Genomic DNA, 15,702 nt, shown 5'->3' with positions numbered 1-15,702 from the left:
TCGATTTCCTAAATGCGCAGGCTTGTACAAGATCTTAGTGATCTTGTACATCAATCAAATGATCGAGTTTTTTCTGGAAATAATTCCCCTGAATAAAGCGGGCATCCACGTTCCAGGCATTCGCGAAAAGTGTCATATCATTTAATTCACGAATCAGGATATTGAGTGGCTTAATTTCGTTGTAACTGGTGATTTTTTCCTGTAACTGCTCAATCTCGGTGTCTTTATTAAGCATATTGGTTAAGCTCGAATGTAAGCTAACACCATCCAGTTCCAGTTCGCGCAGTAAATTTGGACTGTACATTGATTGACCAAAATCACGAAGTGCAATCAGCGCACCATGTTCATACAGCACTCGTAGATATTTTTGTGCATCTTGCTGATTCAGTAAAATATCTTCTTCTGAGAATTGCAAGATTAGCGGGTGCTTCACTTTGCTGCGAATAATCGTAATCAGCTTGGAAATAAATTCCGGGAAGGTGCGGTCTTTAAATAGCACGGCACGGTTCAAATTGACAATTAAGCTTGCATCAGGATACTGGGTAATAAAGTTGTGTAGCTGTTTACTGGCCTCAACCAGAATCCAGCGATCCAGTTTAATGGACAGTTCATCATCTTCATGAAGTTCTAAAAGGCTAGAGATATCCTGCCATTTATTCTCAAAAATAAAGCCACTGGTCACTTCATAGGTATATAAACGCGTATCTTCTTTATCATAGAGTTGCTGATACTTTAAATGGATCTCGCCACGTTCTAGACATTCACTTAAGGCTTTCAAAATAGAAGGTGTAGCGTTAGGAATAGAGGTGACTGCTGGACTGACAGCTGCAACTGTTGAGCTGGTAACTGGTGTTTCAGCAACACTGAAGTCTATACTCGGCATATCTAAAGAGCTTGGACTGCTCAGTGAGGCTGGAATGTCGAGTTTAAATTCAGGTACAGCTTCTGCTTGAGGTAAAGATGTCGAGAATGCTTGTCCAATCAGCGTATTACAATGCATTTCATCTTGCAAACCCTGTTCAAGCGTGACATAGCCTAAGCGCAAATTTAGAGGGAATGACTTTTGTCCCACTGTAATGAGTTGCGGTTTGCTTAAGGCATTTAAACTGATCAGTTTGGATTCAAGAATTGCTTTAGAGTCTGCCTGGAACAGACCGACAACGACATCATATTCCAGTTTAAACAGGGGAATATGGGTCTGTTCCTTGAGGAATTCTTTGACTGCATCAAAGTACCCATTAAAAGTGGTCCAGTCAGACTGTAGAACTTCCGGATCATATGCACTTAAAGAGAAAGTGACCAAGGCATTCACTGGTGCAGACTGCTTGTTCAGTTCACGTTTAAGTGACTGAAAAACGCTTGGTTTTCCAGGAGTCTTCTCAGAAGAAACTGTTTTAGATTGGGTATCAATGCTAATTTGCACTGCATCTTCTTCAGCAGTTGAAGGCAAGAATTCCAATTTTAATGGGTTAGATGCGGACACATGCGGATTCAGAGACTGAATCTCGACTCGACCTAAATCAAATTGACCCTGAGAAATCTTTTTGAAACGGGTTTTAAAATCATTCAAATCTGAAGGCTGGAGCAGATCCAGAAGCGGTAGGCCAATAATCTCATCTTCATTTTGCAAGCCAAACAGTTTCAGGTAGTCCGCATTGGCCTGAATATGAATCCCTTCCTGAATGGTGGCAACAGCACGGTTGCTGTCGTCTACTAAAGATTGTGCCTGAATTTGTGCTGTTTCCAGCTCAGTCATTAAATGTTGCTGAGACTGTGACAAACGGCTAAATGACAATGCTCGGACCAGTCCCACATAAAAGCGTTCCAGGTAGTCAAAATTGAGAATGTCATATACCCCTTTACGGATATATTGCGCATATTGTTCAGCCTGGTAATCATCCGGTTTAAGCAAAATCATCGGCAGATTAGGTTGCTGCGAAAGGCGCACCAAACTTAAGGCCTGTTCATATTTCAGGTCGTAGGCACGTCCAAAAATAATCAGATCCCAGTTGAAATTTAATTGTTTTTCAAAAGATTGCAGATCATCCAGCAGGACAGCATCCACCTGATAATCATTACTGGTCAGCAGATCACGGATTTGGTTATATCTAATTTGATTATCATCAATAATCAGTAAACGTGTTTCAGTACGTTTTAACTTTTTAGACAATAATGGATTTCTCACTTCAATGCTTCCCATAAATCATGATTTCTGCTTTCATTCATGTGCTGATCGATAAAGTTTTCGATCATCTCTTCTTCCTGATCATTCAATAATTCATAATCAAAACGGATGAAACTCTGCGTAATCAGTTGTGCTTTGGTCAGATAGATTTTGAGTTCTTCCTGACCGAGACGTAAATGAATGGTTTGTTTTTCCCTAAACATCTGTGAACCAGAGACAATCAGGCTGGTCGAGACCTGATCCAGTTGCGTCATTTTCACCAACAGGGCAGGCTGATAGTTGACATGATGACGTTCGGTACGGGTATAAGCTGCACAAGGAAAGAGCTCTTGTGCCAAAATTTCCAGCCCGATTTCTAGGCTCTTATCCGTTGACTGCTTGATCCAGCGAATCACACCGCCACGCCACTGGCTCTGGGTTTTTTCCTGAACCAGAATAAATTCACCAGTTTTTAAATTGGCAGGTGTAATACCAGTCCATTTAATCCGGTAACCATTGACACTAATATCCAGAACTTCAGCGCTATGAATCTGTTTCGTTTCGCGATCGAGCGCCTTGATACTGCTAAAGGCACTTGGAATCGTATTTTCCATCGAGCTGACAAAACTGCTTTCGCTCTGGAAATTATAATTGGCATCGAGTTCCAGGGTTTCATTGAAGTTTTTACCTTTAGACAGGTAAAAATGCGCCACGCTCAAGCCAAAGCAGATATTGATCTGTGCTGAATATTCATAACGTTCATGACGACGCTCGACATTGTTCGAGAGCAGATTGTAGATATGAAAATGCAGTGCAGGGGTCAGGAACAGCTTTTCATTCCGCGACAGATACTGCGCATTTTTGCTTTGAGTACCCGTTAAATGATCCATCAGGTTCTGGGTGGAAATATAGAAGCTCGGCTGAAACTGTGGCTCTTGATGGGTATTAAAGATCGGTGGATGATCTTTGCTGGCATCGACCACATAACGGGACAGCGTGGTTTCCTTCGGCAAGATCTGCACCAGTTTGGCCCAGTCAAAACTGCATAGATACAGGCCCTGAATTTCTGCAGGCCGGATCTGATGAGTATTGAAGATATCCAGTAAAATCAGCTGTGCATAGGCATGTGCAATATTTTGGATTTCATGCTGGGTGCCTAATACCTGATTGATATTACTTTGATAGAAATTGTTGTCTATGGCACATTCAAGCAGTTGATGGGCAGCCAGCCATTGTCCCAGACCTGGCGTGCTATACAGCATATGCTGTTGATATAACAGAAGGGTGAGTTGTTGCAGGGCATAATAAATCGACACCATTCGGGCAGTTTGAATGCTTTTCTTTTTGCCCAGAGAGAATAGCGAAAACTTCTGATGCGTCAGCTGATGATTACAGCGTTTGACGATATCAATATAAATTTTGGCAAAATGACTGCGCAGCAGCATGGCCAGTTCAATGATCTGGTCATTCCGGTCGGAAGTGATCAGGCCCTGATTGACGAAATGCTTTTCCAGACTGGTTAGGACATTTTCAAGGGTGGGATGCAAGACCTGAATCAGGTCAAAGCGCAGGGTTTCTGTACATTTCAGCTCAGAAACTTCCAATAAGGCATTAAACAGGGATTTGGATGAATTCCCCAGCTGTAGAATCGAAATCCCCGCAACCCATTCCTGCAAAGCCTTGGCAGTGGTTGGGCAAAAGCTCAACTGCTCTCGTTTAAGTTCCGTCGGTGTCTGAAAAATGTCTGAAGTATGCGTGCTCATCTTTATTATTTAACTCAAAAATGTTGAAACCCCAAAAAGCGGTGTCTTATTCTTCTCGCCCGCTATTTCTCGAACCAGTTTAGGAACCAAATACCCCGGAAGGTTCGCTAAAACTTCTGTATAAATCTCATTAATATGGTCAGGCACCAAATCAAAATGATGCGCACCTTTTACTTTATCAAGTACATGTAAATAATAAGGCATGACCCCGGCATCAAACAAGCGATAGCTTAAATCCACTAAAACCTGAGCAGAATCATTCACCCCGTTTAATAAGACCGCCTGATTCAGAACGGTGATCTGCTGTTGAACCAGTTGGTTTAAACGCTTGCAAGTGAAGTCATCCAGCTCCGATGCATGGTTTGAGTGTACCACCAGAATAATACGTAGCCTACTGTTTTTTAACATGCTAAGTAGCTCTTCGTCGACTCGGTTGGGGATCACAATAGGAACTCGTGAATGTATTCTTAAGAATTTGAGATGTGGTACTGATTCTAATCGTTCAATCCAGGTTTTTAATTTCCGGTTCGATAAGGTTAGTGGATCACCGCCACTCAGAATCACTTCATTAATATCAGGCTGGCTTTCCAGATATTGCTTGATATTTATCCAGTCTTCATTTTTAGGCAGATTTTCCTGATAGGGGAAATGCCGGCGGAAACAATAACGGCAATGTACAGCACAGGCACCAGTCAGTGTCAGCAAGAAACGGGATTTATATTTGTGCAGTACGCCGGGTTGCTGATTGGCCTGTTCTTCGCCCAAGGGGTCGGTAACAAATCCTAGATGTTCTTCCAGTTCCAGATGATGGGGCAGCACTTGTAAAAGCAATGGGTCTAAAGGGTTTCCGGTCTGCATTTTGCCCACAAAAGCACGTGGTACGCGCAGTTTAAACTGTTCAGAAGCTAAAATGGCGCCTGAGAGAAGCTGTTCAGGTGCGAGTTGTAGCACTTCAAGCAGTTCGCGTGGATCAGTGATCAGGTCGCTGAGCTGTGATTGCCAGTTTTGTTCTTGATATAAATAGTTCGTCATGCCGGAAGATTAACAATAATAAGTGAGAGGACAAAGCCTGATGGGCACAGTTTAACAGTTTGTGCGGAAGCGCAATAATCCACTGCGCTATAAAATAAAGAGTGATTAAGCTATGCTGATCTTCGTGCTCGCCTGATGGTATTTTAACGTTGAGCAAGACATGAATAAACAAAGGATTTTCATGTCTGATTGTAACTTAAACAGCCTGAGTGGGTGAAAGCGGATTTTTTCATTGCGGCAAAGTGTATTGCTCATTTAGAATACGCAACATCAAATGAATGTGCATGTGGCAACTCAATGTTCGTGTCAGACTTGCTAAATGACATCGCAACAGCCCATAGCATCAATAGATTAAAGTTAGTAAGTTTGGAGTGCGCCAGTCATGGCCTATTATTCTACGAATGATTTCAAGTCAGGCCTTAAGGTTATGCTTGATGGCAACCCATGTTCAATCATGGAAAACGAATACGTAAAACCAGGTAAAGGCCAAGCTTTTAACCGCGTAAAATTACGTAACCTTAAATCAGGTAAAGTTCTGGAAAAAACTTTCAAATCAGGCGAGAACCTAGAAGCGGCTGATATCGTTGAAGTAGAAATGGAATACTTGTACAACGATGGCGAAATGTGGAACTTCATGGATCCTGTTACCTTTGAACAGATCGCAGCTGATAAAACAGCAATGAGCGATGCTGCAAAATGGTTAAAAGACGATTCAAATGAAAAATGTACCATCATGTTGTTCAATGGCGTGCCTTTAAACGTGACTCCACCGAACTTCGTCGTACTTAAAATCGTTGAAACTGATCCAGGTGTTCGTGGTGATACTTCTGGCGGTGGCGGTAAGCCAGCGAAACTTGAAACAGGTGCTGTAGTACGTGTTCCATTATTCGTACAGCAAGAAGAAAGCGTTCGTGTAGATACCCGTACTGGTGACTATTTAGAACGTGCATAATGGTTTGAAAATAGACTATTATCGAGAGGGATGATTTAAATCATCCCTTTTTTTATGCCAAAGTCTTAGAGGAAAAGCAAAAGAACAGGCGTAAAGTCGCAAGGGAAAACAGCAGTACCTCGAACAACAACAATCACGCTGATTTGTATGCATCACAATATGAGGGATTGAATGGAAACTTTACAAAAGAAGTCGACGCTGACTTCGAAAATGATTTGGCTTTTGGTAGCCATTGTGGGTGCAGTCTCTTTTGGAGTTCTAGCACTGAGTCGGGGTGAGCATGTCAATGCAGTCTGGCTGGTACTTGCCGCCGCCTGTGTCTATAGCATTGCTTACCGTTTCTACAGTTTGTTTATCGCCACCAAAGTATTTGAGCTGAATGAACGCCGTTTAACGCCTGCGCATCGTCTGGCCGATGGTCTGGACTATGTGCCGACCAACAAAAGCGTTCTGTTTGGCCATCACTTTGCAGCGATTGCCGGTGCAGGTCCTTTAGTCGGTCCGATCTTGGCAGCACAAATGGGCTATTTACCCGGTACGATCTGGCTGTTAGTCGGTGTGGTGCTTGCCGGTGCGGTACAAGACTTCCTGGTGCTGTTTATTTCCACCCGTCGTGACGGTCGTTCACTGGGGGAAATGGCAAAACAGGAACTGGGTACTTTTGCCGGTATTATCGTGATGCTCGGTGCCTTGGGCGTGATGATCATCATTCTGGCGGTATTGGCACTGGTGGTGGTGAAGGCCCTGACCAACAGTCCATGGGGTGTATTCAGTATTGCAGCCACCATTCCGATTGCGATCTTTATGGGCATCTATATGCGTTTTATCCGTCCGGGTAAAATTGCTGAGGTCTCGATTATCGGTTTTGTGTTGATGATGCTGGGCATTATCTACGGTGAAAACATCGCACAACATCCATATTGGGGTCCGTTCTTTACGCTTTCTGGCACTGAGCTGACTTGGGCACTGATCATTTATGGTTTCATTGCATCGGTACTGCCAGTCTGGCTATTGCTTGCTCCACGTGATTATCTGTCGACCTTCCTGAAAATTGGCGTGATTGCAGGTTTGGCCGTGGGTATCCTGTTTGCCATGCCTGAAATGAAACTGCCAGCGATTACCAAATTCATTGATGGGACTGGTCCTGTATTCGCAGGTTCTATGTTCCCATTCCTGTTCATTACTATTGCGTGTGGTGCGATTTCCGGTTTCCATGCCTTGGTTTCTTCAGGGACGACACCGAAACTGGTCAACAACGAACGCGATATCCGTATGATCGGTTATGGCGGTATGTTGATGGAATCTTTTGTAGCGATCATGGCTTTGATCTGTGCTGCAATTCTGGATCCAGGAATTTATTTTGCGATTAACTCACCAGCAGCCTTGCTCGGTACTACCGCAGAAAGCGCAGCAGAAGCAGTGCGAACCCTTGGTTTTGTGGTAACCCCTGAAGCCTTGAATTTACTGGCACAGGAAGTGGGTGAGAACTCGATTCTGTCGCGTACTGGTGGTGCGCCAACTTTTGCAATTGGTATGGCGCATATCATCACCGAAATTTTCAACAGTCGTGAAATGATGGCGTTCTGGTATCACTTTGCGATTTTGTTTGAAGCACTATTCATCCTGACTGCTGTTGATGCTGGTACGCGTGCCTGTCGTTTCATGGTGCAGGATACTGTCGGTATTGTGATTCCAGCAGTAAAACAATCACATAATTTCTTCGGAAACCTGTTGGGTACTGCGGTTGCAGTGGCAGGCTGGGGCTTCTTCGTCTATCAGGGCGTAGTCGATCCACTCGGCGGGATTAACAGTTTATGGCCGCTGTTTGGTATTGGTAACCAGATTTTGGCTGCGATGGCGCTCATTCTTGGTACTGTCATTCTGTTCAAGATGAAAAAACAGAAATATGTCTGGGTGACAATTATCCCGACAGTGTTCCTGTTCATTACTTCCATGACAGCAGGCTGGCAGAAGATTTTCCACGAAAATCCAAAGATTGGTTTCCTTGCGCAGGCTGATCGTTTCAACACGGCGATTGCCAATAATGAAATCCTGGCACCAGCGAAAACTGTGGCAGAAATGCAGACGGTAGCGATGTCGAACCAGATTAATGCTGCGCTCTGTGCTTTCTTTATGATTGTAGCCTTTGTCATGTTGTTTGCTGCAATTCGCGTGATTCGTCGTGCATTGGCAAATCCTGAGCCATCTGTACATGAAGCAGAAGCGATTTATCGCGATCCTGAAGAGATTCAGCCAGCGAAAGGTCATTAAGGGGAATATTATGAATCTGAAGTTTGCCAAAAGCGGGAAAACGATGATTTATAAGATCATCAAGATGACCGTAATGTCACAAAAGGATTTAATACTGAATCCGAAAAACTGGTCGCGGATTGCGACCTTGTGGCAACGTTTGCAGCAAAGTTTCCGTCTAATGGTCGGTGTACCTGATTACCAGACCTATGTGGAGCATATGCGCAAGCATCATCCCGATCTGGAAGCCATGGACCCGAAAACATTTTATCGTCACTGTGTGGATTCCCGGTATCCATCTACGGGCGGTGATATGAAGAAGTGTCCGTGTTAATTGTTAAGTCATAATAAGCGCCTTTCGGGGCGCTTTTTTATTGTTTAAAACTGCTAGGGAAATAGACGATTCGGTTAAATCTGATGTCATTGATTGAGCTAACCGAGAAAATTTTTATAAAAACCCAGTAAATCACTTAAGTCTCTATACCTTTTAAGTATGATTCTTTTCAAATAGAGGAATGAGCATATGTCGATATTTTGAAATTGGAGCGAAAAGAAAAATGATCGCTATTTGTGCTGATCATTTTATTTGTTGTCTGCGCTTCTTACTTCTTTTCAACCTGATCATTTTGACTCTTCTATTATTTGAATCCTCGTCATTTTCTAATAACTATTTTTCACTTAGTTACACAGACAGATAATTGATCTTTTGGGAAAATTTAAATTTCAGTGTATGTTAATCTTAGGCCATGTTTTATTAAGGAATTTATTGTGATCTGGGGCATGAAACAAAAGGAAAATAACGACATTGCACACATCGATACAGTGCTTGAACAAAAGATTGCAAGTTATGCACCCAAGATCCAGCGTTTTTTTGAAGAAGTTAATGCCATTGTGTTGGACAAACAGGCCCAGACCAAACTGGCACTTTGTTGTCTGATTGCAGGCGGACATGTCTTATTTGAGGATTTACCCGGGTTGGGTAAAACCACATTAGCCAGCAGTCTGGCACATCTAGCAGGATTGAAGTTCCAGCGCATCCAATTTACCAATGACATGCTGGCCAGTGATGTCATCGGCATTAATATGTTTAACCAGAAAGAACATCAGTTCGAGTTTAAACAAGGCCCAATTTTTACCCAGATTTTACTGGCAGATGAAATCAACCGTTGTAGTCCCAAAACCCAGAGCGCCTTACTCGAGGCCATGGAAGAGGGCTATGCCACCATTGATGGGGTGCGTTATGCCTTACCGAAACCTTTCTGGGTGATTGCCACACAAAACCCACTGTTTCAAAGTGGAACCTATGCTTTGCCGGAATCCCAACTGGACCGTTTCCTGATGCGTTTGTCTTTAGGTTATCCATCGCGCCATGCAGAAAAACTGTTATTACAGCAGGAATCTCGTTTTGCCCTGATTGCCAGTCTGGCACATATTTTTACTGAAGATGAAATTCTGGATCTGCAAAATCTGACTCATCAGATATTTATCAGTGAAGCGATTCAGGAATATTTGCTTGATCTGGCAGAAGAAACCCGTAAAAGCCGTCATGGACTTTCTACGCGTGGCCTTCTGGCCTTGAAGCGCGCAGCACAAGCGTATGCTTTGATTCAGCAACGTGCTTTTGTCACACCAGATGATGTGCAGGCTGTATTTGTCGCGGTGACTTCGCATCGTCTGGGGTTAAGTGAAGCTGAAACGTTTAATGTGATGCAACAGGTTGCGGTCAGCTAAAGGAGTCCTCTCTTGGATAAAACCTGGCAAAAATGGCTGGCCAAGCGCTTTCAATTCTCACAGCAGAAACAGCTCTCGCAGAAAGATGTCTTGGTATTTATTTATCAGCAGGGCTATCTGTATCTGGTGTTGATCTTCATCACCTTTGTGGCCGGGGTGAACTATGCCAATAACCTGATTTTAGGTTTCTGCTTTTTAATCAGTGCGGTGCTGTGTATCAGTTTTTATCTGACTTTTAAGCAATTGCATGACCTGAAAATTGAATTGATCGCAGATGATGTGGGGCAGGTCGGTCATAGCGTGAATCTGCATCTTTATTTTCAACAGCAGCAGCTTCGCCCCCGTTATTTGTATATCAAAGCAGGAAATCAGCTAGCGAAAGTTTATCTGAATGCAGCAAAGCAGCAATTTATTCTGCCATTTTATGCAGAGCAACGTGGCAAGTTTGATTATCCGGTGATTCAGATTTATTCGGTTTATCCCTTTGGGTTAGTTCGAGCCTGGAGCTATCTTTATCATCAGCATTCGGCCTGGGTCGCGCCTAAAGCTGAAGTTTTTAGCACAGAAAATAAATATCACTTTAACCGTTTTGAACCGGATATGGATGAGTTTCGTGAATTGCGCAATTACCAGTCAGGCGATTCCTTGCAGGCGGTGTCCTGGAAGCAGTTTGCGCGTGGACAAGGCTTGTATGTCAAAGTCTTTGAGCAATATCAGGACGAACACAGTATCGAGATTCATTATGCACATATGCCGAGTCAGTCACATGAAGAAAAACTTGAATTTGTGATGGGTCTGGTCGAGCAATGCGAGCAGCAGCAATGTGCGTATAGTCTGCATTTGCCACAGGCCGAATTGCCTCAGGGCGCAGGTGAAGAACAACTGCGGAAAGCCAAACAATTGTTGGCGCAGGCCTAAGGCGGGTAAATTCATGATCAATGCAAAAATCCGTACCTCGATTGTGCTGACTTTGGGCCTGATTCTCATCGCCCAGATGGCATTTATTCCGGTTCTACTCAGTATTATTTTTGCGATTAGTATTGTATGTATCTGGATTTTCCTGAAACGTCAGCAGCCATTTCCCAAAACGGGCACTTTTCTACTGACGGCGTTGGCACTCGGCAGTATTTATTTGAGCCATCATAGTTTTATTGGTGTTGAGGCTGGGGTAGCAGTTTTATCTACTTTTTTATTTGCTAAATCACTGGAAAGTAAAAATAAACGTGACCTGATTATTCTGTTTAATTTTGCCCTGTTTGTTGCTGCCAGCTCATTCCTATATAGCCAATCTTTTGGGATGGCGATTGTGATCGTGCTGTGTTTAATCAGCTGTCTGATTGGTTTGTACCGGATTCAGACTAGCGATTTTGAGCAGGAGCAGATCACTCAGCGCGCAGCATTGCAACAGGATGCCAAACATGTGGGCAAGTTTATCTTGTACGCTGTTCCATTTTTTATCTTGCTGTTTATTTTCTTTCCGCGCTTGCCACCACTTTGGCATATTCCCATTCCTGAAAATAAGGGTGTGACCGGCATTGGCGATAGTATGTCACCTGGGGATATTGCTGAATTATCCCAATCCAGTGCCCTTGCTTTCCGGATTATTGGTGATATCAGCAAGCTTCCGCCACGCTCAGAACTCTATTGGCGAGCCTTGGTGCTAGATGAATATGATGGGCAACGCTGGACCAGCAGTTTCGTCAATCAGCAGCCTTTAATGCGACAACCGATGGATACTTCACCCGTACCTACAGGCTGGAACTACCAATATCTGGCTGCGGATCCTTCGGTGTTCTGGATCATGGGGTTGGAAAAATCGATACCTGTGGAACGCCGTTATTATAACCGTCAGGATTGGAGCATTGTGCCGAGACGGCTCACGCAACGTGTTGAACCGATTTCGTTACAATGGATCGGAACGGGATATGACCCTCAGGCTTTGCCAACGCAATATATCGAGCGAACGAATACTCAGGTGCAGCGCCGACTTGACCCGCGAGCGCAACAATTAGCACAACGTCTCTATACGCAAAGTGCGGAAGATCCTCGGCGTTATGTACAGAAAGTCTTGAACTGGTATCAGCAGAATAATTTTGTTTATACCTTAAAGCCGGGCCAATTAGGACAAAACCGGATTGATGAGTTCCTGTTTAATTCCCGGCAAGGCTTTTGTGAACACTATGCCTCGAGTTTCGTGATGTTGATGCGTTATGTCGGGATTCCTGCACGGGTGGTCACCGGCTATCAGGGGGGGGAGTTGGCACCAGATCGCATGAGCTGGGAAGTCCGGCAGCTCGATGCGCATGCCTGGACAGAGGTCTGGATTGATCAGAAATGGCAGCGCTTTGATCCAACCGCTATGATTGCTCCACAGCGCATAGATGATGGCATGCAAAATCTGCTTTCGCAGGATGCATGGGGATCGGCAAATCAGTCGACCTGGAACTCGCAACATAATCTATGGATCACCAAACTACGTGTTTGGAGCGATTATGCCAGCTACCAATGGCAAAGTAAGGTGGTGGGTTATAATGCAGAATCACAACAGAGCTGGTTATCAAAATTAGGACTCGGTTCAGTTTATTCGAGTGTCATAATTTTACTGGGCAGTATTGCACTATTGATTTTGGCCTATGTGTTCAGAATTTATCTGAAAGCCCGACAGGCTCAATCTCCATTTGATCGTGCGATTCAACAACTGAATCAATCTTTAGCTGACGATCTCAAAAAACAGCCCGCTGAAACTTTTCATCACTGGATGCAGCGTTTATCCCAACAGACTCAGGTTGAAAACCAGACAGCATTTATTCAAGCTATCCAAATCTTTGAAAAAAATCTGTACTCGGGAATCTCAACAACTGAGCAAGAAGTGAAAAAATTCAAGGATTTGCTTAAAACTTGCGCGGACGTTTTAAAAACTAAATGAAAAGGCTTGTTTTCGGTCGGAAAAATTTATAATATGCCAAGCATTCTAGGTGTATAGCTCAGTTGGTTAGAGCGCTACGTTGACATCGTAGAGGTCAGCAGTTCGAGTCTGCTTATACCTACCAAGATTATTTTTTATACAGCTTTCTATAGGGTTGTATAGAGCAGAAAACCTTCTAAATTCAACGATTTAGGAGGTTTTTTTGTTTTTGGTAGTTTGGTATGTTTCTCCAAAACTGACGCTAGCTTGTATCACTACGTGTATCACTGTCTAATAATCTAACTCGGTGATACACGGTAATAGATATGTTCCGCAAAGATATAAAGAAACGACCACTCAGCGAGAAAGTTCTCGCTACTTTAATACCTGAGGACAGAGACTACCGTGAACTCGACGGCGCGGGTTTATATTTTCTAGTGAAGAGGTCTGGTGTAAAAAACTGGCAATTTCGCTATAAAAATGCTGAAGGGAAATGGGCATGGATCGGCGTTGGCGCATACCCTAAAGTCAGTGCAAAACTCGCTCGTCAAAAAGCACAGGAATATAATGTAGCTTTGTCAAAAGGCGAAGAATTAAAACCAAAGAAAATATTGCTGAATGAGAAAAGAGAACTAGAGAGTTTGTATTTTCAGAATCTCATGCGGGATTGGCTAGATACAAAGTCAACGAAATGGGGAGAAGCAACATATACGAAAGCAGAGAAATCGATCTATAAACATATCATCCCAAGCTTTGGAAAGCGTAGTTATACCGATATTAGTGCGAAAGAGTGGTTTGATTTCTTTCAGGGCTTACAGCGTAATTTAGGCATTCATACACAAATTGAGAAACTGGTGTCCTATGTTCGAGGCTGTTATGACTGGGCAAAATTTCAAGGAAAAATTAGTTCTAACCCGCTGGAAGGTATCACTAAGCATTTAGATACATATCAATCAGGAAATATGAATTTTATTAGTATTGAAGATCTTCCAGTTTTATTGCAAAGAATCCGCGACAATAAAAAACGTGCTATTGGAATTGGTTTAGAGTTAATGATTCTGCTTTTTCCACGCCCTGGTGAATTAAGGTGTGCTAAGTGGGAACAGTTCGATCTTAAGAACGCATTGTGGAGCAAACCCGCTGCAACGACTAAAACTCGTCTGGAGCATCAAGTACCTTTGCCTGCTCAAGCGATCACACTTCTAAAAGAACTCAAGGAGATTCAGCCCGAATCTGAGTTTTTGTTTCCAAGCCGCCTATCAGTACACAAAACTATTAGTGATATGACCTTTAACTTAGCTTTAAACCGTCTAGGTTATGAAGGAAAGCAGAATCCCCATGGGTTCCGACATTTGGCAAGTACCACGATGAATGATCGATTCAGTGATAAGGAACAGGTCATTGAAGTTTGTCTGGCTCATAAGAAAAAGGGCGTGAAGGGTGTCTATGATAAATCACAGCATTTAGATGAGCGCCGTGTGCTAATGCAGTGGTGGGCAGACTATTTGAACCAGTTAAGGGCCTAATGAAAAAAATTTAGCATTTTTTTCTTCGTTTTATATGTTTGGAGATGACATTTTTTTTCTTGTGATATTTCTCGGGGTAATTTAAAGCACGTGAGTAATCACATGAAAAGGCAAAACTTTAACAAAATAAGAAATATAAATGACAAAGTACTAATGTCTCTTGAATCTGAGGCTAAAGATTATCGGGTGACTGTTGAGGAGCGACTTTACTTTTTAGTTAAAAGCAACGGAAACAAATATTGGCAAGTCAGATATAAGAACATAAAAGGAAAATGGAGTTTAAAAAGTATTGGAACATTTCCCATGGTTAATCTTAGCCAAGCGATTGAAAAACTAGAAAATTTTCTATCAAATCTTAAAAAATCCGATGCTTCCAATAAGAAAGATGTTAAAGACAAAAAATATATGCTTATTTCGCTGATGGAAAATTGGCTTCCAAACAAGAAAAGGCTATGGACTGAAAAGACGTATGATAAAGCGACCAAATCGATTCAGAAGCATATTTATTCAACATTTGGTCAACGTGATTTTAGAGATATTACGAGTAAAGAATGGTGTGAATATTTCCAATCCTTGGTAAATGAATTAAAAATTCCGACACAAATGCGTAAACTTTTTTCTTATGTTTCTGAAGCTTATGATTGGGCTTCAATATATTGTGATTACAATGAAAATCCTGTTAAAAATATTAAACGCTTTTTAGGTAAGCATAAAAATGAAAGTTACAAGCACATCAAATTGAGCGAAGTTAAGGTCTTTTTAGATGATATACGTGCTTATCCAATTAAAAATATTAGTATTGGCTTGGAATTGATGTTGCTACAGTTTCCACGTCATGGAGAACTTAGACAAGCAAAATGGGAGGAGTTTGATTTAGAAAAAAGGATTTGGATTAAGCCAGCTTCAAAGATGAAAAATCGTAAAGAGCATCGAGTATATTTATCAAAACAAGCAATAGAGTTATTACAAAAGTTAAAAGAAGTTCAAAAGCCGTCACCATATTTATTCCCATCACGTGATGGAATCGATCGTTATATGAGTGATGGCCCTTTCACTGAAGCATTAAAAAAAATGGGGTATAAAGGTCGAATGACTGTGCATGGTGTGAGATATCTTGCGAGTACAGCACTCAATGAAGCATTTAGTGGAAAATCACAGGTCATCGAAGCAGCTTTATCCCATCGTAAACTAGGAGTGAAGGGAAGGTATGATAAAGCGATACACTTTGAAGAATCGGCTGAGCTTATTCAGTGGTGGGCTGATTATGTCAATAATCCTAATAAATACCAAAGAACTAAAAAACCTAAGAAATTGAAAAAGTATAGAAAACAAATTTCTTTCGTATCTCATATATAAATAAAAAAGCCTCTGTTTACAGA

Annotated in this window: 11 protein-coding genes and 1 tRNA gene; 9 read left to right on the top strand and 3 right to left on the bottom strand. The window is 42.4% G+C overall.

Annotation, left to right across the window (positions count from 1 at the left end):
- Positions 1 to 34 precede the first annotated feature (34 nt).
- Genes NI468_RS04915 through epmB form a run of 3 tightly spaced genes read right to left on the bottom strand, consistent with a single transcriptional unit; the run spans position 35 to position 4,959 of the window.
- Positions 35 to 2,200, bottom strand: a complete 2,166-nt coding sequence (locus tag NI468_RS04915) for an EAL domain-containing protein (protein WP_222112003.1) — start codon at positions 2,198 to 2,200, stop codon at positions 35 to 37.
- On the bottom strand, positions 2,182 to 3,927 hold the full coding sequence (locus tag NI468_RS04910; protein ID WP_253100365.1) for a GTPase: 1,746 nt from the start codon (positions 3,925 to 3,927) through the stop codon (positions 2,182 to 2,184). The genes NI468_RS04915 and NI468_RS04910 overlap by 19 nt, the downstream gene beginning before the upstream one ends.
- Positions 3,928 to 3,936: 9 nt before the next feature.
- Positions 3,937 to 4,959, bottom strand: coding sequence for an EF-P beta-lysylation protein EpmB (gene epmB, locus NI468_RS04905; protein ID WP_253100362.1), 1,023 nt, complete (start codon positions 4,957 to 4,959; stop codon positions 3,937 to 3,939).
- Positions 4,960 to 5,341: 382 nt separating this feature from the next.
- Here epmB and efp point away from each other — a divergent pair, with 382 nt between their 5' ends.
- The 9 genes from efp to NI468_RS04860 all read left to right on the top strand — a co-directional run bounded on the left by efp (position 5,342) and on the right by NI468_RS04860 (position 15,679).
- Positions 5,342 to 5,911 carry an elongation factor P gene (efp, locus tag NI468_RS04900; protein WP_004279747.1) on the top strand — a complete coding sequence of 190 codons (570 nt, stop codon included), beginning with the start codon at positions 5,342 to 5,344 and terminating at the stop codon, positions 5,909 to 5,911.
- A gap of 171 nt (positions 5,912 to 6,082) precedes the next feature.
- Positions 6,083 to 8,182 (top strand): carbon starvation CstA family protein, encoded by a 2,100-nt coding sequence (locus NI468_RS04895; RefSeq protein ID WP_004279748.1) that lies wholly within the window; start codon positions 6,083 to 6,085, stop codon positions 8,180 to 8,182.
- A 7-nt stretch (positions 8,183 to 8,189) separates the two neighbouring features.
- On the top strand, positions 8,190 to 8,495 hold the full coding sequence (locus tag NI468_RS04890) for a YbdD/YjiX family protein (RefSeq protein ID WP_253100381.1): 306 nt from the start codon (positions 8,190 to 8,192) through the stop codon (positions 8,493 to 8,495).
- Positions 8,496 to 8,929: 434 nt separating this feature from the next.
- Positions 8,930 to 9,892: an AAA family ATPase gene (locus tag NI468_RS04885; RefSeq protein ID WP_418655171.1), complete on the top strand. Its 963-nt coding sequence runs from the start codon at positions 8,930 to 8,932 to the stop codon at positions 9,890 to 9,892.
- 12 nt (positions 9,893 to 9,904) lie between these two features.
- Positions 9,905 to 10,810, top strand: a complete 906-nt coding sequence (locus NI468_RS04880; protein ID WP_253100355.1) for a DUF58 domain-containing protein — start codon at positions 9,905 to 9,907, stop codon at positions 10,808 to 10,810.
- 13 nt (positions 10,811 to 10,823) lie between these two features.
- Positions 10,824 to 12,818 carry a transglutaminase TgpA family protein gene (locus tag NI468_RS04875; protein ID WP_253100352.1) on the top strand — a complete coding sequence of 665 codons (1,995 nt, stop codon included), beginning with the start codon at positions 10,824 to 10,826 and terminating at the stop codon, positions 12,816 to 12,818.
- 47 nt (positions 12,819 to 12,865) lie between these two features.
- Positions 12,866 to 12,942 (top strand) — tRNA-Val (locus tag NI468_RS04870).
- A gap of 181 nt (positions 12,943 to 13,123) precedes the next feature.
- Entirely contained in the window at positions 13,124 to 14,323 is a 1,200-nt protein-coding gene (locus tag NI468_RS04865; RefSeq protein ID WP_253100349.1) for a tyrosine-type recombinase/integrase, read from the top strand.
- A gap of 102 nt (positions 14,324 to 14,425) precedes the next feature.
- Positions 14,426 to 15,679, top strand: coding sequence for a tyrosine-type recombinase/integrase (locus tag NI468_RS04860; protein ID WP_253100346.1), 1,254 nt, complete (start codon positions 14,426 to 14,428; stop codon positions 15,677 to 15,679).
- The last annotated feature ends 23 nt before the right edge of the window (positions 15,680 to 15,702 follow it).

Source organism: Acinetobacter lwoffii (assembly GCF_024129355.1).
GTDB classification, from domain to species: Bacteria; Pseudomonadota; Gammaproteobacteria; order Pseudomonadales; family Moraxellaceae; genus Acinetobacter; species Acinetobacter lwoffii_I.
The sequence above is the reverse complement of the archived record's forward strand: the minus strand, read 5'-3'. Positions and strand labels throughout refer to the sequence as shown.